The sequence below is a fragment of the Draconibacterium sp. IB214405 genome (assembly GCF_033963885.1).
Classification (GTDB): Bacteria; Bacteroidota; Bacteroidia; order Bacteroidales; family Prolixibacteraceae; genus Draconibacterium.
The window spans coordinates 49717-70204 of sequence record NZ_JAXBMA010000006.1; the positions used below are offsets into that span (position 1 = coordinate 49717).

The window sequence follows — 20488 nt, forward strand, 5'->3', positions numbered from 1 at the left end:
TCTTATATATATTCAAAAAAAAACTCCTGCTTCAGATGAAACAGGAGTGCAAAAATATTGTTTTTTCTTTAATTACTGTAACACGAAGTTAATTGGTACCGTGTACGATACGTTAACCGGTTTACCACGCTGCTTGCCAGGTTTCCATGCAGGAAGTGCATTTACAACGCGAAGTGCTTCTTTATCCAAAGATGGGTCAACTCCCCTTGCGATTTTAGCATCAGCAACTTTTCCTGTTTTGCTTACAACGAAAGTTACATAAACTTTACCTTGAATACCGTTCTCCTGTGCAATTACAGGATACTTGATAGACGAAGCAATGTATTTACGCAATGCAAGGTCACCACCAGGGAATTCAGGCATATCCTCTACAATAAAGAATACCTGAGCTTCTTCCTCTTCTTCTTCCTCAGCTGTTTCGATAACAGGAGCAACGTCGATTACAGTTTCGTCGTCAGCTTCCATGTCTTCAATTTCCAGCTCGTCTTCAATTTCCACATCATCGTCAACAATGTTCAAAACCTCGATTACCTGTGGTGGTGGAGGTGGTGGAGGTGGTTTAACCTCTTGTTCACGAGTAATAGGAATAATCTCTTCTTCAACCTCCGCAACCTGAACGGCACCCAGGTCAACTGCTTTTGATGGTTTTGTAGTCCACTCAAAAGCAACCAGCGAAAGCCCCAACGCGACAACCAATCCAATCAGCCAAAACGTATTCTTTTTGACTTCCAGATCAGCTTTTGGTGTTTTTTTAAGTTCCATACTTAACTATTTTATTTGTTTTATTTGATTTTTTGCCCTTCAAAATCGGGGCTTAAAGATAAAAAATAATCTTCACATGCAAGTGAAAATATAAATCATTTCATTTTTCTATTGCAGCATAAAATTTATGGGTACTGTGTACCTGACTTTTACTGCACGGTTACCTTGTCTACCGGGTTTCCAGACCGGCATCGATTTCACAACCCGAAGTGCTTCACGGTCAAGTGATGTGTCTACTCCACGAGCCAATGTAACATTAAATATGTTCCCTTTTTCATCAATAACAAAGCTGACAAAAACCTTGCCTTCAATTCTATTTTCCTGTGCTATTAACGGGTACTTAACATTGCGCGACAGATAGTTTAACAAAGCAGCATCGCCTCCCGGAAACTCAGGCATTATTTCCGCCCGGTCAAGAATATTGTCAATGTTTACTTCGGCCTCGTCTTTTTCAGCTGTAAAGATGGTATTAAAGTCAATTAATACAGGTTCTTCCGGTTCCTCACCCTGCCAAACAAATTCGTCCTTAATATCAAACTCATCTTTTATTACCTCAAAAACCGGCACTTTTACAATAGGCTTTTCAGGTTTCATCTTTTCAGCGGGTGTACTTGGAATTACCAAATCTTCGGGTAGATCAAAATTACCTGTTCCGGCTACCACCACAGTTTTCTGAACAGGTCTTTTCCATTCAAAGGCAAAAAGTGCAAAACTTAGCGCGACTACCAAACCGATCAGGAATAAGGTTGTTTTTTTGTTTTCAAGATCAGCTTTCTTTGTTTTTTTAGGTTGCATCATGGCTTCTAATTTTAATTGGATTGTCAATAAATAAAAGAACGCCGGCTTCTTGTTTTCTGCAGTTGGTTGAAATACAGCAAAAACTTTACCAAAAAATTATTTTGATTGAATGTGAAAATTATTTTTATATTTGCAGCCACGTATTGGGGGATTAGCTCAGTTGGCTAGAGCGTTTGACTGGCAGTCAAAAGGTCAGCGGTTCGATTCCGCTATTCTCCACTAAAAAGGAGCAATTCGAAAGAGTTGCTCCTTTTTCTTTTACCCTACACACCAACCATCGGAAATCATTGTTTTCCAGCTATTTATTTCGTAAATTGTTTTATTCAATTAACCATTCACAGTTATGAAATATTTTACGAGACTCCATCTAAAATCAAGGCATCTATTGTACTTCTTTCTGTTGTTCCGACCAAAATTTAGGGCTTATTATTACGGCAAAAATTTAACTGGAACTAAAAACCTGATTCAATGACTTTGGGTTTAAAATATAGTTCTAAATACGGTTTTATTTTATTGAAAATGAAACTACTTTTCGTATTCATAATTGCTTTATTTTCAGCAAATTGCTACGCACAACCCGAAGGAATCCCGACTATGTCTGAAAATGAATCATTTCAAATCGTTTCTCAACCGAATCCATACGGAGAGTTATCGCTTTACCTTAAAGAAAATATCGACCCAAAACTTTTAAAAAACATTACATATCCTCAACGGGAATTTTGTGGTAAAACAATACGGCTGGAATTCCAGATAAATAAAAGAAACATAACTTCCCAATTAAGGATCAGGACAGGTGTAGAAGAATTGGATGATACCATTAAGAGTCTTTTTGTAAAATTTCCGATTGAAAAATTACACATTACAGAAGCCAACAAACTTGGGAAAAACAGTGTCCAACTCATTTCAAGAAAGTATAAAAAAAATATTATTAATGCCAGTACTATTGCGGTATGTGATCAAATGCCAATTGTGGAAGGATGTGAAGACATTGAATATTATTACAGATATTCAAGTTGCTTTTATAAAAGTTTATATGAGCATATTTTAAATAACATTTCACTGCTGACAGTTCAAAAATCAGGAGTACGAGGAGAAATAAAGGTTTATCTAAAGTTCTCGATTGACGTTGATGGTAACTTTTATGATGTGAGTTGTATGGCCCCGAAAAAGACCTTTAGAAATGAAATAATAAGAGTAGTAAAAACCTATTCAAAGATAATTGAACCGGGTATGCGAAATGCCATACCAGCTGGTGTTTACGATTATAAAACCGTATACCTTCTTGTAATTGATAAAATTAAATGAGAATTTAAGTCAACCTCTATATAGGATTAGTTGGAATGAAAAATAGTTGTTTTCACATCGTTCGCCTTAATTAAAAATCCAAACCATGAAAGCTACTTACACATTTGCCGTTATTTTGTTTCTCGCCTTATTTAATCTTCTCATAACCGGCTCAGCACAGGGGCAAGATGAACATTTAAATGAACTAAAAAAGAACTCAGTATATTATGAGTTTTTGGGAACCGGCGCAACTCTATTTAGTCTTCATTACGAAAAAAATATCAAACAATTTGAAAAAAGTTCACTCAATCTTGACTTGGGCGTGGGCTACGACCCACCCTTGCATATTGACATGAATCCAAGCTATGCTTTTCCATTGTCTTTAAATTGGACGAGTGGAATTAAAAATAAACATTTCGAATTGGGAATAGGATTGACTTATAATTCAGGAGTTTCACAGCAAATAGCTACAGGTGGAAAAACAAAATCGATGGACGCACTGTGGACTTCGTTCCGAATCGGTTATAAATATCAAAAACCGGAAGGTGGATTATATTTTAGGGCTGGATTAACACCATTATTGAGAGTGAAAAAATTTACATCGATTGACCATGATGACTTTTTCGACAAATTTTTACCATTTTTTGGAATTGGCGTCGGACTCACTTTTTGAATAGTCTATCAGCTATTTTCCTTCTGGCTTAATCCTTTGATTTATAACGCCGAAGTTGATGATGGATCTTCCAGCAAAATAACATCACCTTCTTCAACTCCGGAAATAACTTCGCAGAAATCTTTGCCAATGGTACCCAACACAATTTCGGTGCGCACAGTTTCATCTCCCTTCTGAAGTAAAATATCGAGATGTTGTGTTAAAGGCCTTCCCGGTAATTTTGGTATCCGCAACACATTTTCTTTATCGTTTGCTTTAACCAGAAGTTCAAGCTCCTGTGCTCCGGCCAGTTTTTGCTGATCGGCCTCAGCCACAAAAACATCAAACTGCACCGATTCTGCATCATCTTCAGAAGTAACCTGACCGATTGTTCCCTGAATTTTAGAACTCCCCGAAGTCACTTCAACACTGCCCCCCGGTTGAATCGCATGCAATTTACTTTTTCCGGCAGTGCCAATTATCTTAAATGAGTTTTCGTTGGCAACTTTTATCAGTGCCTGATCGAGCGAAACAAACTCACCAACACTTCCGGCTACTTCAAGCAGAATCCCTGAAACAGGAGCTTTTACATCCATATTTTTCAACAAATTCTTTTTCTCCGTTAGCTCTTTTTCAAATGCTCTGATCTGTAAAGCCAGGTTGCTTTCATCCATTTCGAGCTGCTGTAAACGTATCGAATTCTTTTCCCCCTGATTTTCCAGATCAGCCTCTGCAATTGCAATATTTTGTTTTAACTGATCAACTCTTGCCTCCGAAGTACCTCCGGCCTCTAAAAGTTTTTCCTGCTGTTCGAGCGAGGCTTTTAATTGCAGGATACGTGCCTTTTTATTCTCTTCGCCATAGCCGAGGTCCATCTCAGCACTTTTTGCATTCAACTTGTTCTTTTCAAGTGCATTTCGCTTCTGCAAAATTTGATTATTCAGATCGGTTATTTCGCTTTGTAATTTTGATTTATCAAGCTGCAGGATCAACTCCCCCTCTTTTACACGATCGCCGGGATTTTTAAAAACCGCCACAACCGAATTTCGCTCGGGATTTATCAGCGCCACCACTTTTGCAGCCTGTACACTCCCCTGACATTTAAACGACGCGACTACCGGGCCACGACTTGCAACTACGGTTTTTACGGAAGTATCGGAATTACTTTTACATGCCGCAAACAAGCCGGCTATTACAACGATCAGAGCAATAACAAACAATCGGGATCTGTTCTCCATGGTTCCAGTTTTATACAAAGATGACCAAAGGTACTAAAAAAAGTAGGTTAACATGCGGTTATGAATTGAGCATAAAAAAAGGTAGCAAAATATTGCTACCTCATCTATTTTTTCGAGCGGATTAATTAATCCATCTTATCGGCATACAATTTTTTAATGGCAGCTAAATACTCCAGATCCATTTTATCTGAGAAAATACGTACCGCTTCGTAAAGTGTTCCATCAATATAAAACGAAGCACTGGCGGCATCAAATTCATGTCCGTCCCAGTTGTATTTTACATCCATCGATACTTTTGTAAAATCCTCATTGCTTAAATATTTAGGTATTTCAATGTAAGCAAATGTCGAATCCTGAACATTCATAAAAATGCCTTCCGCCAACTTTTCCAATTCAAGGAATTTTACAATTTTCACATTGGCTTCCAGTTTCCCCTTCATTTTTTTATTCTTCAAAAACTGAATACCCTGCTCCACATACGCCTCTTGAATTTTCACCAGCATATCGAGTGATGGCAAGTGTTTCAAACGAATGGCATCGAGCGAAGTTGAACCAATAGTAAGGTAGGCTTTTCCGGCATCGAAACTCCAGTCGAATTGATTTTCGATCGCTTGTGTGGTTCTTAAAATTTCTTCAAGCGGGTACTGTTTATTCAACACCAGATAAATGTACATTGAGCCCGGATCGGTTGGTAGTTCGTGGTAATATCCGGGAAAAGGATTCAAGGATTCAAATACCAGGCTTTCGGGAAGAATTTTTTCCTCAACCGAAACAACCATATCTTTTTTTGTGAGGTTTACGAACACCTCCATCTTTTTATTTCCCATGATTGATATCTTTGATTTTTTATTTTTAACAATAACGTATGGCAAGCCAAGTAGTTCAATTAAAACATTTAGGCAAAGTAACTTTTTCGCAAAACCAGCGATCTAAAAATATTAAACTTAGCGTAAAACCCGACAAAACGGTGCTGGTTTCTTTTCCTTTTTTTGTTTCGGCTAAGGAAGCAATGGCATTTGTTGTTAAAAACGAGGGCTGGATTTTGACGCAACAGGAGAAAATGCAGGCCCGCAATACACACATCAAACACGGAACTGAGATAGAGACCAAACTCCATACAATTCAGATCGTTCAGGGAGAAAAAAACCACATAAAACGCAGCGATACCAACATTACAATTTCGGTTACCGATTTTAACAGCGATGAATCGATGGCTTTTATCGACGACAAAGTTACCGCTGTTTACAGGGCAGAAGCAAAACGCCTGCTTCCGGTCAGACTCAGCCAGCTGGCCAATCAATTTGGGTTTAAATACAATAAAGTCAGCATACGAAACAACCGCCGAAACTGGGGAAGTTGTTCGTCGAAAAATAATATTAGCCTGAATTTGCAGATGATGAAACTACCGGTAAAACTGATCGATTACATTCTGCTACACGAACTGGTACACACCGAAATAAAAAATCATGGCCCAAAGTTCTGGGAGCGACTCAACCAGATAACAAACGGCAAAGCACGGGAACTGTCGCGCGAAGTAAAAAAATACTCAACTTATACCTTATAATTCTTCCTCGTTTGAAACCCGGGTTAAATAAACCTCAAATTTCGTCCCGCGTTGTAGCCAAGACTCGCTTTTCATAAAAAGGGAATCTAACTTTGTTGAAAACTTAAAAGCTAAGGTTTGAGAGCATTATTCGCACTGCTTTTAATTTATTTTCTGACAGGAATACTTCAGGTTACCGGAATAAATAATTTCGGGAAGAAATCTATTGGTCTCGCAAATGAACCGGAGGCTACAGCTATTGAATGTTCTGTGTCTGCAGAAATCGATTTATCTGAATCGGTACTCGAAAGTCTGGAAGACCAGGACAGCAAAACAACTGCATATCTTTTCGCAAACGCCAATTCCAATCGCTGCCGGAATAAAACAAAGCAGCTTAGATCAGGTAAAGTATATCATATACAAAAATCGCTGCTGCTCTTTTACACCAACCTCCCCCCTCCTTTTCAAAACATTCAATTAACTTAAAACTAGCAGCTTGCTCAAAAAAGGCATGCTAAAAATGTGCTATTCATTTTATTTTCATTTTGTACATTTATAGAAGCAATAAATGAAATAAGATTGGATTCGGCATGTGCAACAGGAGTTCACATTTATTAGTACGTGAATAAATCGTCCGTTTTTTCAAATTGTTGGTCAAAAAAATGAAGCACTTCAAAATAAATATTGCCCTGATCTTACACATCACTTCGATTGTAATTACTTTCGAAAGCCTTTTTATGCTTTTTGCGGTAATTGTATCGTTGATTTACAAAGAACCCATCGCCTCCGATTTGATTCATACCTTCCTTATTACCTGTGCTTCGGGAATTGCGTTAAATGTACTTACACGAAAACAGCGGCAAGTGGAACCATCGTTGCGCGAGAGTTTTATAATTGTTACACTGGCGTGGATTGTAATGGCTTTGGTGGGAACACTACCCTATTTAATGACCGACAGCATTCCTGATTTTACCAATGCTTTTTTCGAATCAATTTCGGGATTTACCACCACCGGATCGTCTATTTTAGCCGACATTGAAGCGCTACCTAAAAGCATTCTGTTTTGGCGTGCCGAAACCCACTGGATTGGCGGAATGGGAATTATTGTGCTGGTTGTAGCCATTATGCCGTTTCTGAAAATAAACGGAATTTACCTGTTTTACTCCGAGGTATCGAGTGTGGCCACCGAAAAAGTATCGACACGTATACGGAAAGTAGCACGAAGATTATGGTTAATTTACATGGGATTAACTTTTGCAGAAACCATTATTCTATGGTTTGGCGGCATGTCGCTATTCGATGCAGTTTGTCATTCGTTTGCCACCATTGCCACCGGCGGATTCTCTACAAAAAACGATAGTCTTGCCAGCTTTTCTCCTTTTATACAGTACACGGTTACCTTTTTTATGCTGCTTGCGGGAATCAACTTTGTGGTGCATATTTTCTGGTTACGCGGCGATTTTAAAACGGCATTTAAAAACGAAGAGCTCCGATTGTATTTAAAGATTATTTTAATTGCCGGCACCATCATCACCCTCTCCCTGTTTTTTCATCACCAGGATATGGGTTTTGAACCGGCTTTCCGACATGCTTTTTTCCAGGTAGTTTCTATTATTACTGCAACCGGTTTTGCCACAGCCGATTATCTGCAATGGCCTTTACAAACCATTGGAATTATTGCCATATTAATGTTGATCGGAGCTTCGTCGGGATCAACAGGCGGAGGCGTGAAAGTTATCCGTCACCTTGTTGTTTTCAGACGAATCCGCACGCTTTATAAAGAATATTTTTCGCCAAGAACTGTGGTTCGCGTGGTGCATTACAACAACAATATTGTACGCCCCGAGTTGATCAACCGCGTAATTACTTTTGTGGTATTTTATTACCTGATTGTTGTTATCGGCACCATGATAATGATGTTGTGGACAAACGACCTAAAAACTTCGTTCGGAGCCGTAGCAACAAGTATGGCCGGCATTGGTCCTGGATTTGGAACGGTTGGTCCGGTTAGCAACTTTTTGCATTTACCTGCCGGCGCTAAATATTTCCTCACCTCGCTGATGGTAATTGGCCGTTTGGAAATCTACTCTGTCCTCGTACTTTTCACCCCGTCGTTCTGGTTGGATTAAGGAGAGTTCAAGAATTTCTTATACATTCGTGCAAGAATTTTTGAGACTATGGATTGGAACACACTTCTTTCGCCAAAAAGATTGGGAAGCAAGGGCTCTTCAGGCCCGATATCAAACGAAGACCGCACACAATTTCAGCGCGATTACGACCGGATTATTTTCTCGTCGCCTTTTCGCCGGATGCAGAATAAAACACAGGTTTTTCCGCTACCCGATCATATTTTTGTTCACAACCGACTTACCCACAGTCTGGAGGTGGCAAGTGTGGGCCGCTCGCTTGGAAATTTATTGTCGGAATACCTGTTGAAAATTCATCAGGACAATCCGCTGATCCACGAAATTGGTACGATTGTTTCTACAGCTTGTCTGGCGCACGATTTGGGAAATCCGCCATTTGGACACTCAGGCGAAGCTGCCATTTCGAACTATTTCAATAAAGCAAGTGGCCAGAAATTCAAGGCCAAACTTTCGGAAGGCGAATGGAAAGATTTCACCTGTTTTGATGGAAATGCCAACGCTTTTCGCACGCTCACCCACCAGTTTAACGGCAAACGTGAAGGTGGTTTTGCCCTAACCTACTCAACGCTGGCCAGCATTGTAAAATACCCGTATGAATCGGTAAAAGCTACCAAACCAAAATTTGGCTTTTTCCAGTCAGACAAAGAAAATTATTACCACATTGCCCAAGAACTTGGAATTGCGCAACGCGAGGACGGAAGCTATACCCGTCATCCGCTGGTTTACCTGGTGGAGGCCGCCGATGATATTTGTTATCAGATTATGGATATGGAAGATGCCTTTAAACTGGGCATTCTAACTTACGACAGAATCCGTACACTTTTCCAGAATTTCTTTGCTGAAGAGCGGATTGAACGTTTCCAAAAAACATTTACCGAGGTAAGCGATGTAAACGAGCAAATTAGCTATCTGCGCGCCAATGTTATCGGCGAGTTGATTTACCGTTGTATCGATATTTTCAAGGCGAATTACGAAACAATTATGGCCGGAACTTTCGCCGGCAGCCTTATCGATCAGCTACCTGAAAAACAGGCAGCAGCAATGAAAGAAGTTCAGCGCATTTCGTTCAGCGAAATTTATGCGCACCGCTCGGTTGTTGAGATTGAAATTGCCGGTTACAAAATTATTGGAACGCTGCTGGAAGAATTTGTTGATGCAATTATGAATACCGACGAAAAGGATAAATACAGTCAAAGGATCTTGTCGCTGTTACCCGGCCAGTTTAAAACCGACGAAGATTCGGTGTACCTGAAAATTCAGTCGGTAGTTGATTTTGTATCGGGAATGACCGACATTTTTGCACTCGATCTGTATCGAAAAATTAAAGGAATAAGTTTACCCGGAGTGGTATAGAGAGTTCGCAGTCTTCAGTCTCAGTTAACAGCAAAAATCCTTCTCGAAAAGAGATTTTGGTCGTCGGACAACAATGACGTTATAATGACGTAAGCCTGACGTTATCAACAATGCACTCTCAAAATAATTTTGCCGGTACAATTTAAAAACTTGAAAAATGAGTAATCAAAATCTGGCTAAAAACATTAAAAATTTACGTAACAGAAAAGGAATTTCACAGGAATTACTTGCAGAAAAATCGGGTGTTAGTTTGCGAACTGTTCAACGCATTGAAAATGGTGAAACAGAACCGCGCGGAGATACGCTAGTTCGACTTGCAGAGGCGCTTGATATAGCCCCGGAAGATTTGAGTGATTGGAAACTGACCGAAGATAAAGGTGCATTGATGGCTCTGAATTTATCGGCTCTGGGATTTTTACTATTCCCTTTGCTCGGAATCGTTATTCCGATGGTTATCTGGATTAGTAAAAAAGGAAAAGTGCGAGATCTGGATAACCTGGCAAAAAGCATTCTGAGTTTTCAGATCCTCTGGACCGTTGTGTTGCTGTTGGTGTACATTTATTTTATTGCAAGCACATATTATCGTATAAATGAATCGGGAGATATTTCCATGTCGGTTCTTGGAAATCCTATTTATAAAATTCTTTCGATGGGCGGATTATATGTTTACAACCTATTTTTGATTATCGCTAATACTTTTCGAATTAACGAAGGTAGAAAGGTAAAATACTTTCCTCAGCTACGAATTATCCGATAATTGAATAGCATATCATCACTCTCAACTACATTAATAAGGCGCTAAGTAGTTCTAACTGTTTAGCGCCTTATACAAACTAATCACTGATGGCTGAAACTGAAAACTGCAAACCAAGATTATCCCTCCAGTAAATTATCGAGCAAACCGCCACGCGCTTCTTTACGGGCATTTCCTCCTGCGGGAGATAACTCAGCAATCAATTTCCGAATAGGCATACTTTGCAACCACACTTTTCCGGTTCCGCGCAAAGTGGCCAGGAATAATCCTTCGCCGCCAAATACCATCGAACGTAAACTACCGGCCTGTTCAATACTGTAATCGATTGAAGTTTCGAAACCAACAATACAACCGGTATCAACCCGCAAGGTTTCGTTGTTCAGCTGTCTTTCAATTACGGTTCCCCCTGCGTGGATAAAAGCTTTTCCATCGCCATCCAGCTGCTGAAGAATAAAACCTTCGCCACCAAAAAATCCGGCACCCAGTTTTCTGTTAAAAGTTATCGAGATTTTTGTGCCCAAAGCGGCACACAAAAAAGCATCTTTTTGAACGATTATCCTCCCTCCAAAATCGGGGAGATTCAACGGAATAATTGTTCCAGGATAAGGAGCAGAAAATGCCACGTGCTTTTTCCCCCAGCCCTGATTGGTAAAGTGTGTCAGAAACAGCGACTCACCGCTAATCAAACGCGATCCGGCTGATAACACCTTGTCGAAAAAACCGGCTCTGGGACTTGAACCGTCACCCATTCGGGCCTGAAACACGATACCATCTTCCATGTACAACATGGCACCGGCCTCGGCAATTACTGTCTCTCCCGGATCTAATTCAATTTCAACCAACTGAACATCGTGACCAATAATCTTATAATCAATTTCATGCGAATTCATAGCTCTAATTTTATGTTTATCCTCCGAAATTAGGTGAATTAGCTGAAATAGAATTCCAAATCAGAAAAATTAGCGATCTTTGCACAAAATAATTTTAGCAATGCGCAAGAATAACAACAGCAACCGGGGCAGTTCACAAGGTAAATCATCCGGCAACACATCAAAACGTACGGGTAAAACACCTTCTGGAAAACGAATTGGCAAATCACGTGTGGTTGAAAAATCGGAACCCAAAAAAGAATTTAAGCCTCGGAAAACTTATGGTAAACCGGCCGACAAGAAAAAAGAAACTACGGCACCCGGGCCAAAACTTAAAACACTTTCGGATGAAGGAATGCGCTTAAACCGTTTTATCGCCAATGCCGGTGTTTGTTCGCGTCGCGAAGCCGATACTTTTATCGGTGCCGGAGCGGTAACAATCAACGGAAAAGTTGTTACAGAGCTGGGAATTCGTGTACTGCCGGGCGACGAAGTTCGTTTTGACGGACGTAAAATTGAAGCCGAGCGCAAAGTGTATATCTTGCTAAATAAACCAAAGGATTTCGTAACCACTACCGATGATCCGCATGCGGATAAAATTGTGATGGATCTGATAAAAGACGCTTGCGATGAACGTGTTTATCCGGTTGGAAGATTGGATAGAAATACAACCGGTTTGTTACTGTTTACAAACGACGGCGACCTTTCGAAAAAACTAACACATCCAAAACATAACAAAAAGAAGGTGTACCAGGTTACACTCGATAAACCTGTTGAACGCGGACACATGGATATGATTGCCGACGGAATTGAGTTGGAAGACGGCCCGATTGCCGCTGATGCAATTAGCTACATTAAAGCCGATGACAAAACCGAAGTGGGCATCGAAATTCATTCAGGAAAAAACCGCATTGTTCGTCGTATTTTCGAGCACTTTGGTTACCGGGTGAAAAAACTCGACCGTGTACTTTTTGCCGGTCTCACCAAAAAGAATCTGCCTCGCGGAAAATGGAGATTGCTTACCGAAAAAGAAATTAAATTCCTGAAAATGATGTAGGCAATCCGGACACAAAATCCCGTTTATCGGTGAACTCAAATTATGTGCATGCGAAACATTTGTTAACCAACGATTGTAATTATTCTCACTACCAGTTACTAATTAACCGATTTTGGAAAAGGAATTCTTACACATAATCCAGAAAAACCAGGGCATCATCCACAAAGTCTGCAATATTTATTGCGACACGGAAGATGACCGGAATGATCTGTTTCAGGAGATTGTGGTACAGCTTTGGAAGTCGTACCCCAACTTCAGAAGAGAATCAAAGGTGTCTACGTGGATGTACCGAGTGGCGCTGAATACCGCGATCACAACGTTCAAAAAAAGTAAAAGAAGACCCGACCGAAGTAGCCTAACGTACGAGAATTTTCAGATTGAAGATGAAAAGTACGATACCGAAACCGAAGAGAATATAAAAGTATTACACAAAGCCATTCAGCAGCTTACCGGAATTGAAAAGTCAATTGTGCTGCTGTACCTCGAAAACAAAAAGTACGAGGAAATTGCTGAGATTACCGGCATCACCCAAAACTATGTGCGGGTGAAAATGAACCGGATAAAAAAGAAGCTCAAACAACTGATGGTAACTGAAGAGTAGTAGTTATGGAATTAAACGAACTGAAAAAAACATGGAGCAAAATGACCCCCTCCAAGGAACTGGACGAACACCAGTTGCACACTATGCTCAGTAGACGTACCAAAAGTCTGATCGATCGGATTGACCGAAATATAAAAGTTGGGTTTGTTGTTTTACTGGGTTTGATCCTGCTGTTTACTTTCGACGATTTTATTTTTTCGCCTGAAACCATTGAAAAGTATTACAGCGAAACGCCTATACCGAACTGGGTGTTGTTTTTGGCCGTTTTTGGCAACGTACTCATCGTTACAACTTTCCTGTATTTTGTGATTAAATATTACCGCGTTAAACGTCAGTGCGACGTGGCTTGCGACCTGAAAGGCACACTTAAAAAAATCATTGAAACGCTTACTCTTTATCAACGCTTGTTTTATCTCGCTTTAGCGAGTTTGTTGCTGGCAATGGCTTCCGCTTTTATTACGGGAATGTTCATTGGCACCGAATACAACGCAGAAGCACAAGGAATGCATTTATCCGACATTGAAACCGGCCAAATCATTTTGGCGGTTGTAATCACGATCATTCTTGTGGTTCTTTTTGGAGGTGGCATATTTCTTTTCCTACGCTGGGGATTTCGAAGATTATACGGCAACTACATCAAAAAACTAAAAGCCACCTTACTCGAACTGGAAGAATTGGATTAAATCGGTTGACAATCTTATCGTTTTACCCCTTAATTCAGAATCGACTTTCTATCTTTACACCTCAAACTGAACATTAGATTATGACATTAATAAAATCGATCTCGGGAATACGAGGTACTATTGGAGGAAAACCGGGCGACGGATTAAGCCCACTTGATCTGGTTAAATTTACTGCAGCCTACGCCACCTGGGCCAAACAAAAAGCAAACAAAGAAAAGATTACCGTAGTGGTTGGGCGCGATGCACGAATTTCGGGTGAAATGGTAGCATCGATCGTTGTTTCAACGCTTTCTGGAATGGGTTGTAATGTAGTGAACATCGGGCTGGCAACCACGCCAACAACCGAAATCGCAGTTACAGAAGAAAAAGCCGATGGCGGAATTATTCTTACAGCCAGTCATAATCCAAAACAATGGAATGCCTTAAAACTGCTGAATGCTGCGGGTGAATTTCTCGATGCAGAAGAAGGAGCAAAAGTTTTGGCTCTTGCTGATGCTGAAGATTTCTGCTTTGCTGAAGTTGATGACCTGGGAACTGTAGTTGAAAAAGACTATACCGATATTCATGTACAACACGTTTTGGATCTTGATCTGGTTGATGTAGAAGCCATAAAAAAAGCCAATTTCTCGGTGGCTGTTGATGCAGTAAACTCGGTTGGTGGAGTTGCCATGCCGGCACTTTTTAAAGCCCTTGACATTGCAACTGTTGTTGAAATAAACTGCGAACCAACAGGGCATTTCGCACACACTCCGGAACCGATTCCGGAAAACCTGGTTGAAACTGCTGAAATAATCAAAAACAATAAAGTTGACGTTGGTTTTGTTGTCGATCCGGATGTAGACCGACTGGTGATCATTAACGAAGACGGCAGCATGTTCAACGAAGAATACACGCTGGTAGCTGTTGCCGATTATGTATTGAGCCAGACACCGGGAAACACGGTTTCCAATCTGTCATCTAGCCGTGCATTACGCGATGTGACTGAAAAACATGGCCAAAGCTATTCAGCCGGAATGGTTGGCGAAGTAAATGTAGTAGCCAAAATGCGCGAAACTAATGCCATCATCGGCGGTGAAGGAAACGGCGGAATTATTTATCCTGCCAGTCACAGTGGTCGCGACGCACTGGTTGGAGCTGCACTTTTCCTTTCACATTTGGCAAAATCAGGCCATAAATGTTCCGAGTTGCGTAAAACCTACCCCGACTATTTCATCTCAAAAAACAAAATTGAACTAACACCTGAAATTGATGTTGATGGAATTCTTGTAAGTATGAAAGAAAAGTATGCGCACGAAGAAGTTACAGCAACCGACGGTGTAAAGATCGATTTTGCTGAATCGTGGGTGCATTTACGAAAATCGAATACCGAACCGATCATCAGGATTTATGCCGAGGCGAAATCAAGTGAAGAAGCTGATAAGCTGGCTCAGCAAATGATCGACGAAATGAAAAACCTTTTGTAAGCTCAACTACAGAACGTTACTCAAATGTTAAGCAACCTTTTGGAAATTGGAGCATTAATTAAATTTGAGCTAAATTTATGTTATAAAACATATTTTCTATATTTCCTTATTTAAAAACAATCTACATTTGAACCGAAAACAATAATCGGAGTATACTAAATTCTGATTAGAAATATGAAAACAATGAAGACGAAAAAGAATATAGCGATCGTAGCACACGATAACCGCAAAAAAGATATTATGGAGTGGGTGTCTTTCAACTGGAAAGAGCTGGCTCAACACGATTTGATCTGCACCGGAACAACCGGTAAAATGGTAGAAGAAGCACTTGCAAAAAGTTGTCATGAGCATGGAACCGTTCCTCCAACCGTAACCCGCCTGAAGTCAGGACCACTTGGTGGCGACCAACAACTGGGAGCAATGATCTGCGAAGGAAACATCGATATGCTCATTTTCTTTTGGGATCCGATGCAACCACAACCACACGACGTTGACGTAAAAGCCTTGTTGCGAATTACTGTTTTATACAATATTCCAACAGCATCGAATCGTTCAACGGCTGATTTTATGGTTACATCAGAATTATTTCACGAGCAATACGACCCGATCATCAAAGATTATGGCGAATACATTGCACGTGACGTTGATATGAAATAGAATTCATTTCTAATATTTTTAAAAAGCAAAGGCATTCTTGATAATTTTTTCGATATTTTTGTCGCAAATGTCCGACATTAATAGTGATTAAGTTTATGCGAATTATCAGGAATACACTCCTCCTTACTCTTTTTATAATCAGTAATTTGAATTTGGGAGCACAAGAACAATGGGGAAAATATGCCCATTTGTTTACAACTCCAAATACTTACACTACAGGAAAAAGCAACAATACCATTAACATTGACGGTTTAGCCGATGAACCGGACTGGCAAAATGCTGCATGGACTTCTGATTTCATAGACATTCAAGGCGCAGACATGCCACAACCAGCTTTTCGCACGCGGATTAAAATGCTGTGGGACGATGCCAACCTGTACATTTTTGCTGAATTAGAAGAAGAACATATTTGGGCGTACTACGATAAGCAGGATATGATTGTTTTCCACGAAAATGATTTTGAAGTGTTTATCGATCCGGATTGCAACACACACGATTATTACGAATTTGAGGTGAACGCCCAAAATACTTTGTTCGATCTTTTTCTGAATAAACCATACCGTAACGGAGGACAGCCTGATATTGAGTGGAACGCCAAAGGTTTTAAAAGTGCGATTCACCTTGATGGAACGCTGAACGAGCCGACCGACACCGACAAAAAATGGTGCGTTGAAATGGCCATTCCATTTTCATCGCTTACCGCCGACGGCGATTTTATTCAACCTAAAGAAGGTGATTTCTGGAAGATCAATTTCTCACGGGTACAGTGGCAAACCGAAATAATTGACGGGAAATACACCCGGAAAACAAACGACGACGGCAAATTAATTTCTGAAGATAACTGGGTTTGGAGTCCGCAGGGAGTGATAAATATGCATTTCCCGGAGCGTTGGGGATTGATTCAGTTTTCGTCTGAATTTCCGAAAACAACGCAGGCTTCATTTCCAATACCCGAAGAAGAATTGTTGGCTCGCCACCTGTGGCATGTATATTATGCACAGCGCGACTATCATAAAGAACACAAAAAGTTTTTTTCAGAGCTTACTCAACTTGGCATCGAACAAAACGGTAAAGAGAACAACACCAATTTCTCGCTGGACTTAACGAGCACCGGAAGTGCTTTTACTGCAACTCTAAAAACCAACAATGGGTTGATGATCTCTATCAATCAGGATGGATTACTACAGAAACACGACTAATCAGTTTGGCTATGAATAAACGAGATTTTATAAAAACCACCATGCTGGCCGGAATGGGTCTTTCAGTAGCAAGCGCCAGTGCCAACGAAACAAAACCATCAGCTGCCGACCAGAAATTAAAACACTGGGTTTGGGAAAATCCAAACCACGAAGAAAGCGACGAAGACCTGGAAAAAAAATACAGCAGTTATTTTGCGGCCGGTGTGCGCGGTATGTTTTTCGAGCACGACAGCGAACGCCATTTTCGCATAGCTAAAAAATCAGGGCTGGAAACACACCGATGGATGTGGACTATGAACCGTGGAGAAAAAAAGCTGCTTGAAAGCCATCCTGAATGGTATGCCGTAAGCCGCGACGGAAAATCATGTGCAACCAATCCGCCATACGTTGGTTACTACCGCTGGTTGTGTCCATCGAAACCGGAAGTAAAAGAATACCTGACCCAACGCTCGAAAGAAATTCTGGAAAAAGATTATGTTGACGGCCTGCACCTCGATTATGTGCGTTATTGCGATGTAATTCTGCCGGTAAACCTTTGGGACAATTACGGAATTGACCAAAGCAAAGAGCTGCCTGAATACGATTTTTGCTATTGCGACACCTGCCGCGAGAATTTCAAAAAGAAAACGGGTAAAGATCCGTTGGAGATGGAACATCCTGACCAAAGTCCGGCATGGCGAAAATACCGTTACGAGCAGGTGAACAACATTGTAAATCACCTGTCAGATATTGCACACTCATACAATAAACCAATTACTGCAGCAGTTTTCCCAACACCTGAAATTGCACGCCGAATTGTGCGTCAGGACTGGACAAACTGGAACCTAGATGGAGTTTGTCCGATGATCTATCACGGTTTTTATCGCGAAACAGTGAGTTGGATTGGCGATGCTGTTGAGGAAGGCATACATTTCCTCTGTGGAAAATTCCCGATTTATGCCGGTTTGTTTTTACCCGATTTTAAATCGGACGAAGAGCTGGAAGAAGGGATAAAAGTGGCCATTGCAAACGGAGCGTCGGGTGTTTCGTTGTTTGGCAAGGTTGATGAAAAGACTTTGAGCATTCTTAAAAGAGCATCAATATAAGGTTGTTGAGCTTGCTTTTTGATTTTCAGCTTTTTCCATTACTTTTGCAGGCCAAAATTTTGAGTATTAATTTAGCAGGTGGCATAACCCTGCACTTAAAGAATAAAAAAATGCAAAATGAAATCTTATGGCTGGCGATGCTGCTGGCAAACTTTCTGCTGATTATTTTAGCCTACCGTTTATTCGGAAAATGGGGACTTGTAATGTGGATTCCGATCTCGGTAATCGTTGCAAATATCCAGGTAATCCAAACCGTTCAACTGTTTGGCATGGTGGCCACACTTGGTAATATTGTCTACGCCACCTCGTTTTTGGTTACCGATATTTTATCGGAAAACTACGGAAAAGAGGAGGCAAAAAAAGCGGTGTGGATCGGGTTCTTTAGTCTTATCTCGATGACTTTACTTATGAATCTGGCTTTGGAGTTTCTTCCGTTAGAAGGCGACGAATTTGCAGGCATAACACACGAAGCCACCAGCACCATTTTTAGTTTGATGCCTCGTATTGCCATTGCAAGTTTAGCTGCTTATCTTTTGTCGCAGCGCCACGATGTTTGGGCTTATCATTTCTGGAGAAAACGTTTTTCAAAAGACAATCAAATCTGGCTGCGTAACAACCTCAGTACAATGATCTCCCAACTGATCGACAGCGTGGTTTTTGTTGCCATTGCCTTTTGGGGTGAATACGAGTGGGCTGTTCTTTTTGAAATCTTTATAACTACCTACTTATTAAAATGGGTTGTTGCAGCTGCCGATACGCCTTTTGTCTATTGGAGTAAGAAGATTTACAAACGTGATCGTTTCTGGATGGAGTAATCGCGTAATTGGTTTTTTGAAAAATGGCATCTGTTTAAAAAATCGACAGATGCCATTTTTTTATCATTACGTCTAAATTAACCTTCACTTTTTTTTACCTGAACCATCAAATAAATCAGTACCAGCATAATAACCGCCATAACCGCCCCGGTTAAAAAAGTGGCATTCAATCCCGAAAAAGCATAAATGGTACCCACCAGCAACGGACCGGCAGTTTGTCCGCCACGCAACACCATCGAGTTAAGCGACATAAATGCAGCGCGCTCGTTAATGGCAGCAAAACCTACCATCATATTTTGAATGGAAGGAATCGTGATCCCGTGGCCAAAACCAAATACTACTACTGCAAGTGCCAGCGATAAATAATCGTTCGCAAACAGCATCAAAATTGAAGCTGTAAAATAGCCAATGCTACCAATTATCAGCTGTCGTTTTTGTCCCAGTAAGCGGTTCAATCTTCCAAGTTGCGAACTCATAATCGCGGTGGTTACCGACATCAGCGACATCATCAATCCAATGTGGTACGAATCCGATCCCATTCGGTGTTCCATCATCAATGGAAAATAAGTGAGATAAGTTCCGTAAAGGATGATAAACAGGATGAAATTTACGAGAAGCAGGCCCCAAACCGTCCGCTGATTAATGGTTTGCCACACGCGGCCAAAGTAGGTACGCAGGTGCATGTTTCCACTTGGTTTCTGAATATTCAGTCCACGCATAACCACAAAACCCAGTGGAATTGCCAAAAGCGGAAGTGCAAAAATGTATTGCCAGCCCCAAATGGCGATAACTCCTCCCAGCGCCGGATACGATGCTGTTGCAATGCTCAGGACGCTGGCGTTGTAGCCCATAACTGAAGTTCGCTGCTTCCCTTCAAACAAATCGCCAACGAGTGTGATGTTCATACTCGAAAGCGAGCTGGCTCCAATTCCCTGTAAAAAACGCAGCACCATCAGCCAGTAAAAATCTTTGGTGAACATACAGGCAAAACCTGCAATCCCAAAAAGAAACAGTGAAGGAATCAGCACGATCTTCCGTCCATAACGGTCAGCCAGTATGCCGGTGAACGGAGTAAGAAAAATGCCCGGCAGTGTGAAGGCCACTATCAAACCTCCTACCTGTTGCGGACTGATGTCGAAGTAACGGATAATATCAGGAAAGGCTGGTGTGATGCTGGCGACACCCATCATGGCGATGAGTGTAACGCCAAAAATAATGTAGAGGTTTTTGTTTTTAAAAACGGACGCTTCGGACATTTTGTACAGTTTGAATCCTTTCAAATGTACTAAAAATGACCGGAGCACAAACTTAATCGTTGGTGCTTGTATATAAGGAAGGATTCTTTTAATACCAGGGAATTTAAGGGAATGATATTTATTGCACCGTTCTTTAGAGCGGTGTAAATAAAGGTATGAAAGACTAAGATTTTTAAAGATTTTTGTAAAATTCAAAATGCAAAAATCTTTAAAAATCACCTGCTAAGAAAACTGACAATCACCGCCTTAAAAGACGGTGCAATAAATAAGGC

21 protein-coding genes and 1 tRNA gene are annotated in these 20488 nt (G+C 40.7%); 16 read left to right on the forward strand and 6 right to left on the reverse strand.

Annotated features, from left to right (window positions below; translation table 11 throughout):
- Positions 1 to 72 precede the first annotated feature (72 nt).
- Positions 73 to 762 carry an energy transducer TonB gene (locus tag SLH46_RS19230; protein ID WP_320282849.1) on the reverse strand — a complete coding sequence of 230 codons (690 nt, stop codon included), beginning with the start codon at positions 760 to 762 and terminating at the stop codon, positions 73 to 75.
- Positions 763 to 870: 108 nt separating this feature from the next.
- Entirely contained in the window at positions 871 to 1560 is a 690-nt protein-coding gene (locus tag SLH46_RS19235) for an energy transducer TonB (RefSeq protein WP_320282850.1), read from the reverse strand.
- Between the two features lie 145 nt (positions 1561 to 1705).
- Between SLH46_RS19235 and SLH46_RS19240 the strand changes: the two genes are divergently transcribed.
- The 3 genes from SLH46_RS19240 (at position 1706) to SLH46_RS19250 (ending at position 3517) form a co-directional block, all read left to right on the forward strand.
- Positions 1706 to 1779: transfer RNA gene (locus tag SLH46_RS19240), tRNA-Ala, on the forward strand.
- A 249-nt stretch (positions 1780 to 2028) separates the two neighbouring features.
- Positions 2029 to 2865: a hypothetical protein gene (locus SLH46_RS19245; protein ID WP_320282851.1), complete on the forward strand. Its 837-nt coding sequence runs from the start codon at positions 2029 to 2031 to the stop codon at positions 2863 to 2865.
- An 85-nt stretch (positions 2866 to 2950) separates the two neighbouring features.
- Positions 2951 to 3517: a hypothetical protein gene (locus SLH46_RS19250; protein WP_320282852.1), complete on the forward strand. Its 567-nt coding sequence runs from the start codon at positions 2951 to 2953 to the stop codon at positions 3515 to 3517.
- A gap of 41 nt (positions 3518 to 3558) precedes the next feature.
- Here SLH46_RS19250 and SLH46_RS19255 read toward each other — a convergent pair whose 3' ends face one another.
- Together SLH46_RS19255 and SLH46_RS19260 are read right to left on the reverse strand one after the other, a co-directional pair.
- Positions 3559 to 4734, reverse strand: a complete 1176-nt coding sequence (locus SLH46_RS19255; protein WP_320282853.1) for an efflux RND transporter periplasmic adaptor subunit — start codon at positions 4732 to 4734, stop codon at positions 3559 to 3561.
- Between the two features lie 125 nt (positions 4735 to 4859).
- Positions 4860 to 5561 carry a hypothetical protein gene (locus SLH46_RS19260; RefSeq protein ID WP_320282854.1) on the reverse strand — a complete coding sequence of 234 codons (702 nt, stop codon included), beginning with the start codon at positions 5559 to 5561 and terminating at the stop codon, positions 4860 to 4862.
- 38 nt (positions 5562 to 5599) lie between these two features.
- On the opposite strand from SLH46_RS19260, the gene SLH46_RS19265 reads away from it, so the two are divergent.
- The 5 genes from SLH46_RS19265 (at position 5600) to SLH46_RS19285 (ending at position 10534) form a co-directional block, all read left to right on the forward strand.
- On the forward strand, positions 5600 to 6298 hold the full coding sequence (locus tag SLH46_RS19265) for a M48 family metallopeptidase (RefSeq protein ID WP_320282855.1): 699 nt from the start codon (positions 5600 to 5602) through the stop codon (positions 6296 to 6298).
- Positions 6299 to 6415: 117 nt separating this feature from the next.
- Positions 6416 to 6763, forward strand: coding sequence for a hypothetical protein (locus tag SLH46_RS19270; protein ID WP_320282856.1), 348 nt, complete (start codon positions 6416 to 6418; stop codon positions 6761 to 6763).
- Between the two features lie 176 nt (positions 6764 to 6939).
- Complete coding sequence (locus SLH46_RS19275; protein WP_320282857.1) at positions 6940 to 8406, forward strand: TrkH family potassium uptake protein; 1467 nt, start codon at positions 6940 to 6942, stop codon at positions 8404 to 8406.
- Between the two features lie 48 nt (positions 8407 to 8454).
- The gene (locus tag SLH46_RS19280) at positions 8455 to 9777 is read left to right on the forward strand and encodes a deoxyguanosinetriphosphate triphosphohydrolase (protein ID WP_320282858.1); all 1323 of its coding nucleotides are present in this window, start codon (positions 8455 to 8457) and stop codon (positions 9775 to 9777) included.
- Positions 9778 to 9934: 157 nt separating this feature from the next.
- Positions 9935 to 10534: a helix-turn-helix domain-containing protein gene (locus SLH46_RS19285; protein ID WP_320282859.1), complete on the forward strand. Its 600-nt coding sequence runs from the start codon at positions 9935 to 9937 to the stop codon at positions 10532 to 10534.
- Between the two features lie 116 nt (positions 10535 to 10650).
- On the opposite strand, the gene SLH46_RS19290 is transcribed toward SLH46_RS19285, so the two are convergent.
- Positions 10651 to 11421 carry a TIGR00266 family protein gene (locus SLH46_RS19290; protein ID WP_320282860.1) on the reverse strand — a complete coding sequence of 257 codons (771 nt, stop codon included), beginning with the start codon at positions 11419 to 11421 and terminating at the stop codon, positions 10651 to 10653.
- Positions 11422 to 11521: 100 nt separating this feature from the next.
- On the opposite strand from SLH46_RS19290, the gene SLH46_RS19295 reads away from it, so the two are divergent.
- The 8 genes from SLH46_RS19295 (at position 11522) to SLH46_RS19330 (ending at position 18960) form a co-directional block, all read left to right on the forward strand.
- The gene (locus SLH46_RS19295) at positions 11522 to 12457 is read left to right on the forward strand and encodes a pseudouridine synthase (RefSeq protein ID WP_320282861.1); all 936 of its coding nucleotides are present in this window, start codon (positions 11522 to 11524) and stop codon (positions 12455 to 12457) included.
- 112 nt (positions 12458 to 12569) lie between these two features.
- A complete protein-coding gene (locus tag SLH46_RS19300) occupies positions 12570 to 13058 on the forward strand; it encodes an RNA polymerase sigma factor (protein ID WP_320282862.1) in 489 nt (162 codons plus the stop codon).
- A gap of 5 nt (positions 13059 to 13063) precedes the next feature.
- Positions 13064 to 13741, forward strand: a complete 678-nt coding sequence (locus SLH46_RS19305) for a hypothetical protein (protein WP_320282863.1) — start codon at positions 13064 to 13066, stop codon at positions 13739 to 13741.
- Between the two features lie 80 nt (positions 13742 to 13821).
- Positions 13822 to 15204 carry a phosphoglucosamine mutase gene (glmM, locus tag SLH46_RS19310; protein ID WP_320282864.1) on the forward strand — a complete coding sequence of 461 codons (1383 nt, stop codon included), beginning with the start codon at positions 13822 to 13824 and terminating at the stop codon, positions 15202 to 15204.
- A gap of 183 nt (positions 15205 to 15387) precedes the next feature.
- Positions 15388 to 15861: a methylglyoxal synthase gene (locus SLH46_RS19315; protein ID WP_320282865.1), complete on the forward strand. Its 474-nt coding sequence runs from the start codon at positions 15388 to 15390 to the stop codon at positions 15859 to 15861.
- 152 nt (positions 15862 to 16013) lie between these two features.
- Entirely contained in the window at positions 16014 to 17060 is a 1047-nt protein-coding gene (locus SLH46_RS19320) for a carbohydrate-binding family 9-like protein (RefSeq protein WP_320282866.1), read from the forward strand.
- An 11-nt stretch (positions 17061 to 17071) separates the two neighbouring features.
- Complete coding sequence (locus SLH46_RS19325) at positions 17072 to 18145, forward strand: family 10 glycosylhydrolase (protein ID WP_320282867.1); 1074 nt, start codon at positions 17072 to 17074, stop codon at positions 18143 to 18145.
- A gap of 110 nt (positions 18146 to 18255) precedes the next feature.
- Complete coding sequence (locus SLH46_RS19330; RefSeq protein ID WP_320282868.1) at positions 18256 to 18960, forward strand: queuosine precursor transporter; 705 nt, start codon at positions 18256 to 18258, stop codon at positions 18958 to 18960.
- Between the two features lie 77 nt (positions 18961 to 19037).
- On the opposite strand, the gene SLH46_RS19335 is transcribed toward SLH46_RS19330, so the two are convergent.
- A complete protein-coding gene (locus SLH46_RS19335) occupies positions 19038 to 20216 on the reverse strand; it encodes an MFS transporter (protein ID WP_320282869.1) in 1179 nt (392 codons plus the stop codon).
- Between the last annotated feature and the right edge of the window lie 272 nt (positions 20217 to 20488).

Coding starts and splice junctions, on each gene's coding strand:
- SLH46_RS19275 (WP_320282857.1), top strand. CDS start 6,940: ATGAAGCACTTCAAAATAAATATTGCCCTGATCTTACACATCACTTCG.
- SLH46_RS19230 (WP_320282849.1), bottom strand. CDS start 762: ATGGAACTTAAAAAAACACCAAAAGCTGATCTGGAAGTCAAAAAGAAT.
- SLH46_RS19285 (WP_320282859.1), top strand. CDS start 9,935: ATGAGTAATCAAAATCTGGCTAAAAACATTAAAAATTTACGTAACAGA.
- SLH46_RS19255 (WP_320282853.1), bottom strand. CDS start 4,734: ATGGAGAACAGATCCCGATTGTTTGTTATTGCTCTGATCGTTGTAATA.
- SLH46_RS19265 (WP_320282855.1), top strand. CDS start 5,600: ATGGCAAGCCAAGTAGTTCAATTAAAACATTTAGGCAAAGTAACTTTT.
- SLH46_RS19245 (WP_320282851.1), top strand. CDS start 2,029: ATGACTTTGGGTTTAAAATATAGTTCTAAATACGGTTTTATTTTATTG.
- SLH46_RS19260 (WP_320282854.1), bottom strand. CDS start 5,561: ATGGGAAATAAAAAGATGGAGGTGTTCGTAAACCTCACAAAAAAAGAT.
- SLH46_RS19315 (WP_320282865.1), top strand. CDS start 15,388: ATGAAGACGAAAAAGAATATAGCGATCGTAGCACACGATAACCGCAAA.
- SLH46_RS19325 (WP_320282867.1), top strand. CDS start 17,072: ATGAATAAACGAGATTTTATAAAAACCACCATGCTGGCCGGAATGGGT.
- glmM (WP_320282864.1), top strand. CDS start 13,822: ATGACATTAATAAAATCGATCTCGGGAATACGAGGTACTATTGGAGGA.
- SLH46_RS19330 (WP_320282868.1), top strand. CDS start 18,256: ATGCAAAATGAAATCTTATGGCTGGCGATGCTGCTGGCAAACTTTCTG.
- SLH46_RS19290 (WP_320282860.1), bottom strand. CDS start 11,421: ATGAATTCGCATGAAATTGATTATAAGATTATTGGTCACGATGTTCAG.
- SLH46_RS19235 (WP_320282850.1), bottom strand. CDS start 1,560: ATGATGCAACCTAAAAAAACAAAGAAAGCTGATCTTGAAAACAAAAAA.
- SLH46_RS19280 (WP_320282858.1), top strand. CDS start 8,455: ATGGATTGGAACACACTTCTTTCGCCAAAAAGATTGGGAAGCAAGGGC.
- SLH46_RS19335 (WP_320282869.1), bottom strand. CDS start 20,216: ATGTCCGAAGCGTCCGTTTTTAAAAACAAAAACCTCTACATTATTTTT.
- SLH46_RS19305 (WP_320282863.1), top strand. CDS start 13,064: ATGGAATTAAACGAACTGAAAAAAACATGGAGCAAAATGACCCCCTCC.
- SLH46_RS19295 (WP_320282861.1), top strand. CDS start 11,522: ATGCGCAAGAATAACAACAGCAACCGGGGCAGTTCACAAGGTAAATCA.
- SLH46_RS19250 (WP_320282852.1), top strand. CDS start 2,951: ATGAAAGCTACTTACACATTTGCCGTTATTTTGTTTCTCGCCTTATTT.